This window comes from Marinobacter sp. tcs-11 (assembly GCF_002049515.1).
Lineage (GTDB): Bacteria > Pseudomonadota > Gammaproteobacteria > Pseudomonadales > Oleiphilaceae > Marinobacter > Marinobacter nauticus.
On sequence record NZ_LLYU01000001.1, the window covers coordinates 1 to 16,000 of the forward strand.

Sequence of the window (16,000 nt, forward strand, 5' to 3'; positions counted from 1 at the left end):
CTTCCAGAGTTTTATGATCCAGTTTACGACCGTCAGTATGGCGCATGAGTAGGCAACTCCGATAAGGTCGGTTGAACAATGCCTACATTATAAATGATGTCCGCTTACTTTTGTACTTCTTAGTAAGTGGCTCGCTAATTAAAGAAAGCTCAACTTTATTACCAGATTCTCTCAACAAAGCAATTGTATACTCTTTTCCTTTTTCCCGCGCCACAACCTCCTCATTGGTTGTAAGCGTGAACGCCTCATTTTCCCTACCTATCTTTTTCACCTCCAGATAAATCACATCACCATCACCATTTACGCAGTAATAGTCATAACCAACATTTTGTTTAGAAACATCCTCAACTTTATATCCTTTGAGGCGAAAAATTTCTGCGACCGTCTCTTCTGCAGACCTCCACTTTTCCACAAATAGGGAACTGAGTTTAGCCTTAGCTGGCCTTTCGGACTCAATGACGCTCGGTTTAATTGGAACTGACGATCTTAGCGGAGGACTTCCGCTAGTCGTCGCTTGAGCCATGTCACCTATATTTTCACCAAGAAAACGCTCAAAAAAAACCTTTGTTTGCACTGGAGACCCTACCTTCTCCAAAACGAGCCTTATATAATCATCATCTATTTCGAGGGATTCTGATTCAACTTCATCGATAGACACTCGCCGATTATTACTTACCCAAAGTCGAGCAGACTTTACAGCATCTTCACTAATATTTTTTGCAAACATTGCCGACTTTATTATCTGTCCGCATATATCGGAAAGGCCCAAGTTAGACAGATTTGCGCTGCCTACGAGGCTCAACACTTCTTCTAAAGAAAGCTCTTTGATGTTAAGGTGCGATAGCAAAGCGTTGCCATTGGCTGAACCAACAAAAAAGCTGGGAAACGAGCTAAAATCACTAGTTTCCAGTAATATATGGAAGTCATCCACGTTCAACCAACTTGGCTTACGCCGAATGGTTTTACAAATCGCATTCGAATCAGTCTTAAGTTGCTTATATAATTCACTTCGGAAATCTTTTTTTGTAAAGGCTGAGGTCCTGGGATCAATTGTGGGTACTATGGCTCGAAGAAGGTCTGCGCTAGTTTTCTGGGCGTCACTGCGGATCTCCGGGCGAGAGACGGTGTTCAAGTAGGCCATAATGAAGTCTGACAGGTCTCGGATAACCTCATAAGTAAATTCATCCAGAACAACCCTAGTTCTTGACGGATCAGTACTAACATTACCTTGCACCCGAGCATTAATACCTGAGTCATCTGTTGTCGGCAAAAACGAGTGCACTACGCATTGATCATCACTTGCCGAACTCTGATCCCCTAGAACCGGGGCCGCGACCAAAATACTGCGGTGACTCAAAATGCTGTAGCTGATTGTTTTTTCATTCTCTATTAGAGATACCAGCTTATTTCCCTTGGCACCGGTACGATCAACTTTAATTTCTCTAACATTCGTTCCTTTGAGTGTAACCTCCGAAATGGACGACAAAAATATTAAAAAAGAGGAATCGAAGTTGGAAAGTTCAGTATGTACCGCGTCATTGTTCACATCATCAAATATAAAAAAGGTAGTAAATCCCTCTGCCCTTAGATCCGACACTTGCCTTTCCGTTTCTCTTTTAATTGTCCTGTTAATCGGATGAGGAATTCTAATAATCGGCACATTGTTTGCGTCGGGAACTGCTTGCCTAGAAAGTTCTCGCGAAAAAGTTACTTCATATTCTCCACTGATTAGGTGCGCGGTTTGAGATAACGAAACGACCGATTTAAATCCGATACCTCTGTAACCAATATTCTCCCCTCTACGTTTGTTGGACGAAGCGCTTCTACAGAGGCTATAAAAATCCCCCTCAGAAAATTCCTTTCCGTCATTAGCAACCAAGAGAACGCCGTTATTCATGGACACGAAAAATCTTTTCGATTCCGCATCGTCCGCGTTCTGCAACAGCTCAACGAAAGACCGAGCGTTGTATGTCTCAGATATATACAGCTCTAATCCCGCAAGATCAGACAACAATTGCGGTGATTTCAAAGCTTCGTCCAAAAGGGACGTCCGAATTTCGGAAAAACTCATTAAGTACTCGCTCAATTATTTCACAGGGAAGATTCGTATTCTCACAATATCTGCCACCGGTGTTTCTAGTGAGACATCAAACACGTCGAATCCGGCAAATGATTCCTCATCGATGTATTCGCTGGCTTTTGCGACCACACGCCCTTGTGAATCGTAAGCAGCAATTTTTATTTCAATATCTTCTTCCAGAGGGTCTCCACTTGTTGAAATTATCTCACCGGTGACGGTGAGTGTTGGCTCCCAGTCATCGTCTTCGTCATGGTCTAGGAAGGCAGACAGTCCACCAAAGGTGATTCCCAATCTTTCTTCCATCATTTCCATCTGCTCTATCGCAGATGTTAGGTCAACATGAGCCATGCTCCGTCCCTCACTGACAACATTGATAAGATTTAGAACTGTGCCCGCCCAAAAGTGCCATCATCAAAGCTCTGTAACGTGGATAGCTGACGTTTAAAGAGCAACGGCACTTCCACAAAGCCAGCACGGTAAGGATCGCGACTGATCCAATGTACATGAATTTTCTACGACTTTTCCACCGGGAAGCCCTTTTAAATGATTTGAGCTGGGCTCAAAAAGAGAATCGAATTTTCTACCGTGTCACGTACCAGTTTTGTCGTTGGCCGTCCTTTCTTCAGGGGACTCTAGGCGCGTTATCAAGCTCTACACGCCTTTCATTTCGTCTAGTTTGGTTTGAGCGAAAAAGCTTCTTTTAGTGTTGCTCAGCATCACGACGGGCAGAATCCAGCTCTTCCGTTATCCCGAGGCTGTATCGGGGGTTTGCCAATTTGCCCCGTCAATCATACTGGATGAAATGGCTCTGATTGGCTTGGAGGCTCTGGAGGGAAGCCCTTACTCGAATGTCCGCTCTTGTTTAGGTGCTTCTGGTCGCAAAGCGGACATTCAGAATGTATCAAGTTTATGAAAAATTATGGGATTCGAAGCAGCATAATTGAGTACTACAAGGCCAACCGCCCGCGATTCTCGTCTAGTAAGGGTGCTGACGAGTGATACCTACCCGCACAAAGATGACGCTCAGACCTGGCGCAACGACTGATCTCTGGATAGAACTCTGAAGCCCTCTGCTCAACCCAACAAGGATAGGTGCGTATTCCGGCGAACGTGAACACCCATACCGGTTGAACGTGAACACCATTTTTCTTAACGCATCACCCACCGGAGTTTTTACTCCGGGTGTTCACGTTCAGTCAATTTCCTGAAGTCGTTTTCTCATCGATTCCCCCTTCAGAGCCCAGCGATGGGCGTTGTGCATGAGCCGGTCCAGGATGGCGTCAGCCAGGGTGTTATCGCCGATGGCGGCATACCACTGATCCGTAGGCAGTTGGCTGATGATCATGGTTGAGTGCGTGCCGTGACGGTCATCCATGATCTCCATCAGATCGTTTCGGTGTGCCGGTTTTAGGGCTTCGAGTCCCCAGTCATCCAGGATCAGCAGCTTCACTTTGGCCAGCTGGTTCAGCGTCTTCTGGTAGGTGCCGTCAGCTTTGGCCTGAGTCAGTTCCAGCAGTAACCGGGAGATCCGGTAATACCGGGCACTGAGGCCGTTCAGGCAGGCCTGGTGCCCCAGTGCACAACCCAGGTAGGTTTTCCCGCTGCCGCAGGGGCCGGTGATCAACAGGTTCTGGCCACGCTCCAGCCAGTCGGTCTGAGCCAGCTGGGCCACCTGAGCTTTCTTCAGGTTGCGGGGGTGCTGGTAGTCGATGTCCTGGATCGAGGCACGGAGCTTCAAGCGGGCCTGGCGTACCAGGCGGTCCTGTTTCCGGTGCTCTCGGGTCTGGAACTCTCGGTCAAGCAGCAGTTCCAGGCGCTCCGCGAACGGCAGTTCGTCGTAGGTGCCCGGCTGGTTTTGTTGGTGTTCCAGGGCGGCAGCCATGCCGCCTAACTTCAGGTCTTTCAGTCGTGCCAGGGTCTGTGTTGTGCTCATGGGTGATGTCCTAGTGGAAGCTCTTCGGGCCACGGATATTCTCGTGGTGTTGAGGGAGTTCGGCGTTCAGGGGCAACTGCTCCGGCAGCTTGTCCCGGTTGCTCCGGAGAATGGCCTTGATGTGCTTTAGGCGATTCAGACCTTCCCGATTGGCGATGCGGCAGCCGGCATTCAGGCGTTGGTTGGGGTACTCCCGAGTCAGGCTGAGTAGCCCGAGACAGACCCGGTAGGCCTGCTCCGGGTGTTCCCGCTCAGCCAGTCGATCACTGACCCAGGTCAGCGTGTCTGGCCCGATGTCCCGGGCCCAGTTCTTGAGACGCCCCGGGGTCCATTGCTGCTGTTTTCGATGCCGGGCAGGCATATGACCGGCTTCGGTGGTGGTGCCCGGCCTGTGACGCCGTGGGTGACTTGCCACCTGGCGTTGCCGGAAGTGGACCTGCACCAGATGATCGCTGGCCTGGACTTCCACCTGCTCGCCCACGTACTGGTGCGGTACCGAGTAATGATGCTGGTCGAACTCGATGTGGTAATCGATATTGACCCGGCAACGCCGGATCTCGACGTACTCATAGGGCTGTTTCGGTAAGGGACGCAGGGCTGGCTGATCCAGTGTCTCGAAGGCGGTTTGCCGGTTACCCGGGAGCCGCCGGAACGGGCGGCTGTTCAGCTCTTCAAGCAGTGACCGGATGCACTGGTTGGCTTCGGCGAGAGTGAAGAAGGTGTGGTGACGCAACCGGGCCAAGATCCAATTCTCCACGATTTGCACGCCGACCTCCGCCTTCGATTTGTCCTTGGGCTTGTAGGGCCTGGCCGGGAGGATGGCCACCTGATAGTGCTCGGCCAGTTGCTGGTAGCTGGGGTTTAGCTCTGGATCGTACCGACAGGCCTTGCTGACACCGCTGCGCAGGTTGTCCGGCACGACCATCTCCGGAATGCCACCGAAGAACTCAAAGGTACGCACGTGACTGGATAGCCAGTCTCGCAAACTCTGGCTCCAGGTGGCTTCAGCGTAGGTGTAGTTGGAGGCCCCAAGCACCGCCACGAACACCTGAGCGGTGCGTACCTCACGGGTCTGCGGGTTGATGATCGGCACGGTCGGGCCGCAGTAATCCACGAAGCACTTCTCCCCGGCCTTATGGGTCTGGCGCATGGAGCGCTTCTGCTGCTTCAGCCATTGCCGATAACGGTCACAGTACTGGGAGTAGCTGTAACAGCGATTGGGATACTGAGCTGTGTATTCCTCCCACAACAGCTGCTTGGTCATCCCTTTACGCTTGAGTTCCTGATGAACGGTGGCCCAGTCAGGCACCTGGTATAGAGTCGATGTGGTGGGATCGGCACTGGGATAGAACAGGGCCGCAAGGCGGCCATCGTCCAAATCCTCGGGCAACGGCCAGTTGAGGTTCAGGGCATCGGCCCGGGCTAACAGCTTCTGGATGGCCCCGACACTGGTCTTGGTGCTGGCACTGATCTGCCGGATCGAGAGCCCGGCTTCCAGCCTTAGGCGAAGCACCTCTCTGATTTTACGCATTAGAATTCTCTTTGCTGGCACAACTCCGCTCCCCAGAAAAAGGAGTCAGAGTAGCAAACGGTCTAATAAACAATGCGTTAAGAAGGATTCCGGTTGAACGTGAACACCGTTTCCGGGAATGTGAACGCTGATTCCGGCATCGTGAACACCGATTCCGGAAAATCCGGAAAAGTGTTCACCTTCAATCGGAATGACTGTTCACGTTGAACCAGAATCGGTGTTCACGTTCGTCCGGAATGGGTGTTCATGATGGGCCGTAATATGCAATAGGGGGATGCGTGTCTTACGGGCACTTTATCGTTACAATTTAGTAACTTACGAACAAAATTGGCCCCACCTGTCGGTGGCCCGACAGGTCCACCCAGCTTGATGGAAACCTATCAGCCTCTTACAGACCTGACAACGACGCGCAGGAAATTAGCCGTCGATCACATCAATTGACACACAGACAAAAGCCTGACTACACTAAATCTTAATTCAGAATTCTATTCTGCACAGCAAAACAATAACCTCAGAAGAGCGCATACATGATGACAACAAAAAATATCATTTTAATTTCTCTTCTTGCCGGGAGCGCAACCACTGCGTGGGCTGCAGAAAATGTCGATCTGCCAGCCACCATCGGAATGACTGCCTATGGCACCAGCTCAGCAGGTTATAGCCAGATGGCTTCTATCGGCAATCTACTGCGCAATGAGTACGGCGTATCACTGCGGATCCTGCCCGGCGAGAACGACGTTTCTCGGATGACACCACTTAAAACCGGGCGCGTACCGGTTTGTTCCTGTGGCATTGCCGCTTATTACGCCGCCGAGGGCGTACTGATGTTCTCCGAGGACAACTGGGGGCCGCAGCCGGTTCGGGTTATTACCACATCCATTGCCAGTTTTGGCCTGAGCATTGCTGTAGCCGGCGATATCGGCGTAGAAACCCCCTATGACCTCAAGGGCAAACGCATTTCCTACATTCGTGGTGACGATGCCCTGAACCTCGGCACCGAAGCCATGCTGGCCTTTGGCGACCTCACCTGGGATGACGTGGAGCGGGTAGACTTCCCGGGATACGGCCGTGCCTTTGACGGCATCGTCGCCAATCAAAGCGATACCGCATTTACCGTTTCTGTCGCCGGCGGCCCACAACAGCTTTCCGCCAGTCCGCGCGGTATATCCTGGCTGGAGCTTGATCCTGAAGACACCGAGGGCTGGGAGCGACTGCGCTCCGTGGCTCCCTATTTCCAACCGCACCTGGTTACTTCCGGCGCCGGCATCAGCAAGGATGAGCCGTGGATTGGTTCCAGCTACCCCTACCCCATCATCATCGCCAACGCCGATGCCGATAAAAAACTGGTGGACGGGCTGATTCGTGTCTTCACCGAGGATTACGACAAGTACAAGGACTCCGCACCGGGCAATGCAGGCTATGCCTTGGAGAACCAGAATCTCAACTGGGTCATCCCGCTGCATGATGTGGTCGTTGACTACTACAAGGAAATCGGCCACTGGACGGAAGATATGCAACAGCACCAGGACATGCTGGTACAGCGTCAGAATATCCTCCTGGACACTTGGGAGAGCTACACCAAGGCCAACCCGCCTGCCGACAAGGAAGCCTTCAGAAAGGGCTGGATGACGGCGCGGGCAGAAGCACTTCAAGCAGCTGGCATGAACCCGGTATTCCGGTAAAACCTGCTGTCCTGGTTGAAACCTGATTCCGGTGTAAAGACAAGGGGTCTGTTACACCGGAGTTCTTTCAGGAGTCTTACTGCATGTCCGAAACACACAACACTGAGCCATCGAACGAAAACGTCAGCGGCATCCGGCGGCTTTCCGGCGGATGGCCATGGATCCCCAGGGTTGCAACTCTTGTCCTGACACTGCTGACGATTGACTACCTGTTCAATTTGCAGCTGATCAATATTGTTACCAAAGTGGAAAGTCAGTTTTTCTATGTGGTGGTGGCACTTATGCTACCACTGGTTTTTCTGCTTTGGCCAATGTCACGCCACGCTTCCCGGAACAAGGTTCCCTGGTACGACATCATCCTGTTCCTTGCCGCCTCGGTTATCTGCGGGTTCTTTGTCTACAACGCGGAAACTATTCTGGATTACGGCTGGGAATACGCGGCACCACAATACGCCGTAGTGTTCAGCTTCCTGTTCTGGGTTACCGTCATCGAAGCCATTCGTCGGGCTGGCGGCCTGCCGATTGCCATGATTGTCGGTGTCGCCAGCCTGTACCCGATATTTGCAGACAAGCTGCCGGGCCCCATCCAGGGGTTTCCATCCGCCCCCGACCAGACCGCGATCTACATGGCCATGAGTCGAGAAGGCATCATGGGCGTGCCCTTACAAGCCTTTGCCAACATCGTGATCGGCTTCCTTCTGTTTGGCGTCGCCCTGCAGAAAACCGGCGGCGGTCGTTTCTTTATCAACCTGGCCTTCGCATTGCTGGGCCATGTTCGGGGCGGACCGGCAAAGGTTGCGGTTTTCTCCAGCGGCCTCATGGGATCCATGAGCGGCAGCGTAATCACTAATGTGATGACAACCGGAGTGATGTCAATTCCGGCAATGCGCCGAGTCGGCTTCAGCCGTTCCTACGCAGCCGGCGTAGAAGCCTGCGCTTCTACAGGCGGCGTTCTGATGCCACCGGTTATGGGTGCCACCGCGTTCATCATGGCCGCGTTCCTGAACATTCCCTACGGCACCATTGCACTGGCGGCAGTCGTGCCCTCCGCACTGTATTTCCTCGGCCTGTTTATCCAGATTGATGCCTATGCTGCGCGCAACAAACTTCAGGGCCTGCCGGCCAGCGAATTGCCGTCACTCAGGCAGACATTAAAGGAAGGCTGGTACTTCATCTTCGTGTTTGCCCTGCTGATCTGGATGCTGTTCTTCCTGCGACGAGAGGCCACGGCACCATTCTTTGCAACGGTTCTCTTGCTGGTGATCAACCAGGTACTGCCCTACCAGCGCTGGAAGTGGCAAGACGTGAAGGACTTCTTCGCAGAGTCAGGGAAGCTGTTTGCAGAGCTGATCGCGATCCTCACCGGTGTTGGCTTGCTGGTAGGTGCACTGTCGGTTACCGGGCTGTCAGGCACTATTGCCAATGACCTTATCTACCTTGCCGGTGGCAACACCCTGGTACTGCTTTTGATGGGAGCACTGACCAGCTTTGTGCTCGGCATCGGCATGACAGTTACAGCTGCCTATATTTTCCTGGCGGTTGCGCTCGCACCGGCCCTGATAAACGGCGGCGGCATGGATCCCCTGGCCGTTCACCTGTTCATCCTTTACTGGGGCATGCTCAGTTTCATCACCCCACCGGTTGCCCTGGGCGCCTTTGCCGCTGCAACGGTTGCCGGCTCCAACGCAATGAAAACCGGTGTGGAAGCCATGCGGCTGGGCAGCGTGATCTACTTTATCCCGTTCCTGTTTGTGCTTAATCCAGCGCTGATCTTTCAGGGTACCTGGAGCGAGATTCTCCTGGTGATTGTACAAGCACTGATTGGGGTAACGTTGATAGCATCGGCGATGCAAGGCTGGCTGATCGGGGTAGGCTCTCTGGCAGCAAGCAAACTGTTGCAATGGCCAATCCGGCTGGGACTCATTGCCGGTGGCATGATCCTTGCCATCCCCGGTGGCGGACCGGTTCCGCTGACCAATCTGGAATTGTCTCTTATTAGTGCTGCGTTGATCATTCCTGCGGTCATCGCCGCCGCACTGACGCACAAGAAACACGAAAGAAGGGAAAAGGCCCTGGCCTGAGACGGTCCTGCCCGGAGGGTGACACACCCTCCGGGCAATTCAATTACAAAAAGCCGGAAAGTCTCTGGCGCACAATCCCTTCAGCCTCTTCCATGATTCTGCGGACCAACTCATCGCATGAAGGGATATCATTAATCAACCCAACAACCATGCCACAACTCCAGGCAGCTTCATCCATCTTGCCTTCCTGCAGCACCAACTTACCCTTTGCACCTGTGACAAGGTGACGGATATCGTCAATGGTTTCCTGGTCACCCTTTTCACTCTCAATCCGGATAATTTCCCGCACGGCGGCGTTATCCATCACCCGCTCGGTGTTCTTCAGGTTACGCATGATCAGCCGGGTCTGCAGTTCATTGGCGTCCACAATTGCCTGCTTCACGTTCTCATGAACCGGCGCTTCTTTGGTGGCCAGAAAACGGGTGCCCATATTCATGCCTTCGGCACCCAATGCCATAGCCGCTACCAGGCTCCGGCCATCGGCCATCCCGCCAGATGCAATGAAAGGTATCTTCAGCTCTTCAGCCGCACGGGGCAGCAGGATGAAGTTTGGCACATCATCCTCACCGGGATGGCCGCCGCATTCAAAGCCGTCCACACTGACGGCATCACAACCGATTCGCTCGGCCTTCAAAGCGTGGCGAACAGATGTGCACTTGTGGATAACCTTGATACCCGCAGCCTTCAACTGCTCCATGTACTGCTCGGGGCTGCGGCCGGCGGTTTCAACCGCCTTGACACCACTGCGGATGATAACGTCAATGTACTCGGGGTAAGGCGGCGCGTTGAAGGACGGCAGGAAGGTCAGGTTTACACCGAAGGGTTTATCCGTCATCTGCTGGCAGCGGGCGATTTCACTGGCGAGATGTTCAGGCGTAGGCTGGGTCAGGGCGGTAATCATGCCCAGACCACCGGCATTGGAGACTGCCGATGCCAGTTCGGCAAAGCCTACGTTGTGCATGCCACCCTGTACGATCGGGTGCTCGATTCCAAATAATTCCGTAATTCGTGTTTTCACGGCATCACTCTTTTGTTGTTGATAAACATTTCCGGCCCTTAAACGTGAAGGAGCCGCTGCTGCGGCTCCTTCGTTGTCTTGCGATTACAGCTGCAGCGAGCGAACTTCCAGAAACTCCTCAAGCCCCCACTTGCCGAACTCCCGTCCGATACCGGAATGGCCAAAGCCACCAAAGGGAGCCAGCGGGTTAAAGCCGCCACCGTTCACGGACACCTGACCGGTCCGGAGCTTTGCAGCAAAGGCCTTCGCCCTTTCCTGATCTGCCGACCAGACTGCTCCGGACAGCCCATAGGCTGTGCCATTGGCAATACGCAAGGCTTCGGCCTCATCGCTGTAGGGAATCACGCACAGCACGGGACCGAATATTTCTTCCTGAGCGATTGTGCTGTTCGGATCTACATTGCCAAAGACGGTTGCCTGTACAAAGTATCCCTTGTCCAGACCGTCCGGCGAATCCTGACCGCCGGCCATCAGGGTTGCGCCTTCGGCAACACCGAGCCGGATGTAATCCACCACCCGGTCCCGCTGTTGCGAGGAGGCCAAGGGGCCCAAACGGGTAGTTTCATCCAGCGGGTTACCCGGAGTCATTCGGGCCGCGGCTGCAGCCGCCAGCTTGCACGCCTCGTCATGGCGATCGGCGGGCACCAGCAGCCGGGTCAGGGCGGTGCAGGTTTGTCCGGAGTTGAGCAGGCAGTTGCTCACTGTGCCTTTTACTGCGGCTTCCAGGTCCGCATCCGGCAATACAACCGATGCCGATTTGCCGCCCATTTCCAGCGCAATTCGCTTGAAATCATCTGCAGCGGCGTGGGCAATCGTGTGGCCGGTACGAGTGGATCCGGTAAAAGACACCATGCGTACATCCGGATGCCGGATCAGGGTTTCACCAACGGTTTGCCCGGCCCCGCATACCATGTTGAACACTCCCGCCGGCAGGTCGGTTTCATCCAGAATGTCTGCGAGGATAAAAGCTGCCTGCGGCGCAATCTCAGAGGGCTTCAGCACGACGGTGCAGCCGGCAGCAATCGCCGGTACTACCTTCAGAATGATCTGATGCAGCGGGTAGTTCCAGGGCGTAATACAGCCCACCACTCCGACCGGCGCATATTGCACTTCCGAGTTACCAGACTGCTCAACGAACGGAAACTCCGGCAACATATCGGTATAGGTCTTGGTTACAGTTGCCGGCAGGCCAGCCTGGATTGCCGTGGCAAGCTTCAGTGGCATGCCCACTTCCCGGCTGACCGCTTCCGCAATTTCCGGTGCCCTTTGCTTGAGTCCAGCATGCAGCTGGCCAAGCACGTTCACCCTTTGCTCTACAGAACTTTCAGACCAGGCCTCAAATGCTGCATGCGCAGCGGCAATTGCAAGCTCCATCTGCCCCGGATCGGACATGGGCACCCGGGCAATCACGTCGCCGGTGGCCGCTTCATGCACATCCGCCATGTCGCCGCTCCAGTCAACCCAGCTGCCATTAATGTAGTTCTTGTTCAGAATCTTCATGTTTTTCCCTCAGTCGAAGACAATCACGCCACGCGCGTTCTTGCCCGAGATCATGTCGTCAAAGGCCTGAACAGCTTCATCTATGGAGTAAGTCTGGGTGATCAGCTCATCGAGTTTAAGTTTGCCCGCACGGTACAAACCCAGAAGTCGCGGGAAATCGTGTTGCGGCCGGGCTGAACCCAGCCAGCTGCCCTTCAGGGTGCGCTCGTCGGCCGGCAGGGTGAGCGTAGTAATCGAGGTTTTGTCTTTCGGGTCAGCGACCCCTACCACGACAGCGGTACCACCGCGCCCGAGAGACTTGTAGGCTTGCTCAACCACGGCACCGGCACCAACACACTCAAAGGCGTAATCCACGCCGCCGGTCAGTTTTCTGATGGCCTTGGCGGCATCGTTCACTTCATTGAGGTCAATCGTGTGGGTGGCACCGAATTCCCGCGCCATGGCGAGTTTTTTCGGGTTGTTGTCCACCGCCACAATCATTTCGGCACCGGCGGTTGCGCAGCCCTGAACGGCGTTCAGGCCAACACCGCCAATACCGAACACCGCAGCCCTGGAACCCGGCTCCAGCCCGGCAGTATTAAATACAGCACCCACACCGGTCATCACGGCACAGCCCACCAATGCGGCGTTCTGTAGTGGCACATCCTCTGCAACCTTCACGCAGTTATCCACATGCAGGGTTGCATACTCCGCCATCACGCCGCAGGCGCCGAACACATTCAAGGGCTCGCCCTGGCTGTCGCGGGTTCGAACGGTTCCATCGGGCAGTGTAAACATCGCCTTGCGGGCGCTTTCACACAGAACCGGATGGCCACGCACACACTGGCGGCACTTGCCGCACATTGAGATAAACGAACTAACAACGTGGTCGCCTTCACTGAAGCCTTCCACACCCTCGCCAACTTCAACCACCACACCGGCCGCCTCGTGGCCCAGTACCAATGGCGGTGGATACTGAATCTTTCCAGTGGTGGCTGAAAGGTCGCTGTGGCATACGCCGCAGGCGGCAACCTTGATGGTTATCTCGCCCCGTTTTGGTCCGTCCACCGTAATCTGTTCGACCTGTACCGGCTTGCCCCACTCCCGGCAGACCACCGCCTTTGCTTGTCTGTCCATTACCCTGACTCCTGTTGTTTTTGTGTTGATTCAGAGTTGGCGAGGCCGGTCAGAATGCCTCGTCAAACATATCCAGTGCCGTTGAGTCCACCGATTGCAGCAACTCAGCCGTTGCAACCACTCCGGGCAATTCGTACCGACAGAAATAATCGCAGGCGCGCAACTTACCCTGATAGAAGTCCTCCGTCTGCTCACCGGGCCCGCCTAGTCCGACAAGGGCTTTCAGGGCCTGTCGCACCCAGAGCCAGCCGACAACCACCTGCCCGAAGGCGTCCAGGTACAGAGTGGCATTTGCCAGTGCTTTTTCCTTGTCACCGGAGGCCTTTACCTCATTGATCACCCGGGTAGCTTCAATCATTGCTGACAGGGACCGCTCAAGCAGCCCGGCATTAGAAGCCAGCCGTTCCTGCTTGCGGGCCTCGGCAATAGTGGCTTCAATCCTTCGCACCAGTTCGCGATAATACCGGCCATCGGCCATGGAAACCTTGCGGCCAAGCAGGTCCATGCCCTGAATACCATGGGTACCCTCGTGGATCGGGTTAAGCCGGTTATCCCGGTAGAACTGTTCCACCGGATATTCCCGGGTGTAGCCGTAGCCACCATGCACCTGAATTGCCAGACTGTTAGCTTCGAGACAATAACGGGAAGGCCAGGACTTGATCACCGGCGTGAGCAAGTCGAGCAGCCCGGCGGCAAGCTCGCGCTGCTCGCCAGTTTCCGCAAACTTCTTTTCGTCCACCAATACCGCACCTTGCAGACAAAGCGCCAGCCCTCCTTCCACATAGGCCTTCTGGGCCAGCAGCATGCGCCGGATATCGGCATGGCGGATCAGAGGCACCTGGGGGCTCTCCGGATCCTTTTCTCCAACCGGACGCCCTTGCTGCCGCTCGCGGGCATACTCAAGGGCATGAAGATAGCCGGTGTAACCCAGCATCACCGAGCCCAGACCAACGCCAATCCGGGCTTCGTTCATCATATGGAACATGGCAGCCAGGCCCTCGTGGGGCGCGCCAACCAGATACCCGACCGCCCCCGCTGCCTCACCAAAGTTCAACATGGTAGACGTCGTGCCACGGTATCCCATTTTGTGAATCAGGCCAGCCAGGGCGACATCGTTGCGCTCGCCCAAAGAGCCATCTTCGTTAACCAGGACCTTCGGCACCAGAAACAGGGAAATTCCTTTTACGCCGGCCGGGGCCCCAGGTAAACGCGCGAGTACCATATGAATGATGTTCTCGCTCAGCTCGTGATCACCACCCGAGATGTAGATCTTGTTACCAAATAACCTATAACTGCCATCCGCCTGTGGCTCCGCGCGAGTGCGCAGATCTCCCAGAGAGGAACCTGCATGGGGCTCGGTCAGGCACATGGTGCCGAAAAAACGCCCCGCCAGCATCGGCTCGGCGTAGCGGCTTTTCTGCTCGTCGGAGCCATGGGCGAGAATCAGGTTAGCTGCCGCAATAGTTAGCCCGGCGTAGCCCTGAGTCCCTACGTTGGCTCCTTTGAGCATCCCCACACACATCTGGGCAACCGCACTGGGCAGCTGCATGCCACCGCGCTCGTAGTCCTGACTGGCCGCCATCAGACCAGTACTTTTCAGTACGTCCAGCGCCTTGTGAACTTCCGGGCGCATGTGCACACGGCCATTCTCGAAGGTCGGCTCTTCTTCATCCACCAAGCGAGCATGGGGTGCGAACTCCTCTACGGCAACTTTCAGCGCCAGGTCCAGCGCCGCCTGCAGCGTTTCACGACTATGGTCCTGATAGCGCTCAAATCTGAGCACCTTCTCTACTTCATGAAGTTCATAAAGCTGGAAAGCCAGGTCCCGGGTACTGACGATTTTCTGCTGCATGACGGCGCTCTCCGTTTATACCACTTCGAACAGGCCGGCTGCGCCCTGACCGCCGCCAATGCACATGGTGACCACCACATATTTGGCACCCCGGCGCTTGCCTTCAATCAGGGCATGGCCGGTAAGGCGGGAACCGCTCACACCATAGGGGTGACCCACAGAAATAGAGCCGCCATTCACGTTCAGCTTTTCCATCGGAATACCCAGACGGTCGCGGCAGTAGACCACCTGGGATGCAAAGGCTTCGTTCAGTTCCCACAGGTCAATGTCGTCCATGGTCAGGCCGTTGCGGGCAAGCAGGCGTGGAACAGCAAACACCGGGCCGATACCCATCTCGTCGGGCTCGCAGCCCGCAACAGCAAAGCCACGGAAAATGCCCATAGGCTCAATGTTGTGCTTTTCGGCATAGGTGCTGTCCATGACCGTACAGACGGAGGCGCCATCAGAAAGCTGGCTGGCGTTGCCCGCGGTAACAAACTGGCCCGGGCCACGTACCGCGTCCAGTGAGGCCAGCCCTTCCAGTGTGGTATTCGGGCGGTTGCACTCGTCCCGGTCCAGGGTTACCTGTTTTTCGCTCACTTCACCGGTTTCTTTGTCTTTAACCAGCATGGTGGCGTCAAAAGGCACAATTTCGTCGTCAAACTTGCCGGACTGCTGGGCCGCGGCGGTGCGCTGCTGGGAAATCAGTGCGTACTCATCCTGGGCTTCACGGCTTACGTTGTAACGCTGGGCGACAATATCGGCCGTTTCGATCATCGACAGGTACAGTTCCGGCTTGTTCTTCATCAGCCATTCGTTAGTAGCACGGAAGCCATTAAGTTTGTCGTTCTGAACCAGGGAGATGGACTCTACGCCACCAGCCACGATGGCAGGCACCTTCTCCGACATCACTCGCTGCGCAGCAATAGCAATAGATTGCAGGCCGGAGCTGCAGAACCGGTTAATTGACAGCCCGGCCGTAGTAACCGGGAGCCCGGCGCGAATAGCCGCCAGGCGTGCCATGTTCTTGCCCTGACAACCTTCGTGGAAGGTTGCGCCCAAAATGACATCTTCAACAATGGCAGGATCAATTCCGGCACGCTCAACGGCGTGCTGGATAACGTGCCCGGCCAGATCAACACTGTGCGTGTTGTTCAGGGCACCACGATAGGACTTGCCAAGGCCGGTACGCGCGGTCGAAACGATGACAGCATCAGACATAAGATGA

General features: G+C 54.9%; 11 protein-coding genes. 2 read left to right on the plus strand and 9 right to left on the minus strand.

Going from position 1 to position 16,000, the window contains the following annotated elements; translation table 11 throughout:
• Positions 1–82: 82 nt before the first annotated feature.
• The 4 genes from ARC85_RS00005 to istA form a co-directional block, all read right to left on the minus strand.
• Positions 83–2,041 (minus strand): protein NO VEIN domain-containing protein, encoded by a 1,959-nt coding sequence (locus ARC85_RS00005; RefSeq protein WP_286714081.1) that lies wholly within the window; start codon positions 2,039–2,041, stop codon positions 83–85.
• Between the two features lie 45 nt (positions 2,042–2,086).
• On the minus strand, positions 2,087–2,428 hold the full coding sequence (locus ARC85_RS00010; RefSeq protein WP_286714082.1) for a hypothetical protein: 342 nt from the start codon (positions 2,426–2,428) through the stop codon (positions 2,087–2,089).
• An 844-nt stretch (positions 2,429–3,272) separates the two neighbouring features.
• Positions 3,273–4,013: an IS21-like element helper ATPase IstB gene (gene istB, locus ARC85_RS00015; RefSeq protein ID WP_286714083.1), complete on the minus strand. Its 741-nt coding sequence runs from the start codon at positions 4,011–4,013 to the stop codon at positions 3,273–3,275.
• Positions 4,014–4,023: 10 nt separating this feature from the next.
• Complete coding sequence (istA, locus tag ARC85_RS00020; RefSeq protein WP_502688003.1) at positions 4,024–5,565, minus strand: IS21 family transposase; 1,542 nt, start codon at positions 5,563–5,565, stop codon at positions 4,024–4,026.
• A gap of 506 nt (positions 5,566–6,071) precedes the next feature.
• Between istA and ARC85_RS00025 the strand changes: the two genes are divergently transcribed.
• Together ARC85_RS00025 and ARC85_RS00030 are read left to right on the plus strand one after the other, a co-directional pair.
• A complete protein-coding gene (locus tag ARC85_RS00025; protein WP_286714085.1) occupies positions 6,072–7,226 on the plus strand; it encodes a TAXI family TRAP transporter solute-binding subunit in 1,155 nt (384 codons plus the stop codon).
• Between the two features lie 83 nt (positions 7,227–7,309).
• Positions 7,310–9,307 (plus strand): TRAP transporter permease, encoded by a 1,998-nt coding sequence (locus tag ARC85_RS00030; RefSeq protein WP_286714086.1) that lies wholly within the window; start codon positions 7,310–7,312, stop codon positions 9,305–9,307.
• Positions 9,308–9,350: 43 nt separating this feature from the next.
• On the opposite strand, the gene ARC85_RS00035 is transcribed toward ARC85_RS00030, so the two are convergent.
• The 5 genes from ARC85_RS00035 to ARC85_RS00055 all read right to left on the minus strand — a co-directional run bounded on the left by ARC85_RS00035 (position 9,351) and on the right by ARC85_RS00055 (position 15,993).
• Entirely contained in the window at positions 9,351–10,325 is a 975-nt protein-coding gene (locus tag ARC85_RS00035) for an NAD(P)H-dependent flavin oxidoreductase (protein WP_286714087.1), read from the minus strand.
• 84 nt (positions 10,326–10,409) lie between these two features.
• Positions 10,410–11,825 (minus strand): aldehyde dehydrogenase family protein, encoded by a 1,416-nt coding sequence (locus ARC85_RS00040; RefSeq protein ID WP_286714088.1) that lies wholly within the window; start codon positions 11,823–11,825, stop codon positions 10,410–10,412.
• Between the two features lie 9 nt (positions 11,826–11,834).
• Positions 11,835–12,941 (minus strand): zinc-binding dehydrogenase, encoded by a 1,107-nt coding sequence (locus tag ARC85_RS00045; protein ID WP_286714089.1) that lies wholly within the window; start codon positions 12,939–12,941, stop codon positions 11,835–11,837.
• 49 nt (positions 12,942–12,990) lie between these two features.
• Positions 12,991–14,793: an acyl-CoA dehydrogenase gene (locus ARC85_RS00050; protein ID WP_286714090.1), complete on the minus strand. Its 1,803-nt coding sequence runs from the start codon at positions 14,791–14,793 to the stop codon at positions 12,991–12,993.
• Positions 14,794–14,808: 15 nt separating this feature from the next.
• Positions 14,809–15,993, minus strand: coding sequence for an acetyl-CoA C-acyltransferase (locus ARC85_RS00055; protein ID WP_058091205.1), 1,185 nt, complete (start codon positions 15,991–15,993; stop codon positions 14,809–14,811).
• Between the last annotated feature and the right edge of the window lie 7 nt (positions 15,994–16,000).

Bases quoted from the DNA above. Each gene is read 5' to 3' on its own strand.
- ARC85_RS00025 (WP_286714085.1), top strand. From the start codon at position 6,072: ATGATGACAACAAAAAATATCATTTTAATTTCTCTTCTTGCCGGGAGC.
- ARC85_RS00030 (WP_286714086.1), top strand. From the start codon at position 7,310: ATGTCCGAAACACACAACACTGAGCCATCGAACGAAAACGTCAGCGGC.
- ARC85_RS00010 (WP_286714082.1), bottom strand. From the start codon at position 2,428: ATGGCTCATGTTGACCTAACATCTGCGATAGAGCAGATGGAAATGATG.
- ARC85_RS00045 (WP_286714089.1), bottom strand. From the start codon at position 12,941: ATGGACAGACAAGCAAAGGCGGTGGTCTGCCGGGAGTGGGGCAAGCCG.
- ARC85_RS00055 (WP_058091205.1), bottom strand. From the start codon at position 15,993: ATGTCTGATGCTGTCATCGTTTCGACCGCGCGTACCGGCCTTGGCAAG.
- istB (WP_286714083.1), bottom strand. From the start codon at position 4,013: ATGAGCACAACACAGACCCTGGCACGACTGAAAGACCTGAAGTTAGGC.
- ARC85_RS00050 (WP_286714090.1), bottom strand. From the start codon at position 14,793: ATGCAGCAGAAAATCGTCAGTACCCGGGACCTGGCTTTCCAGCTTTAT.
- ARC85_RS00040 (WP_286714088.1), bottom strand. From the start codon at position 11,825: ATGAAGATTCTGAACAAGAACTACATTAATGGCAGCTGGGTTGACTGG.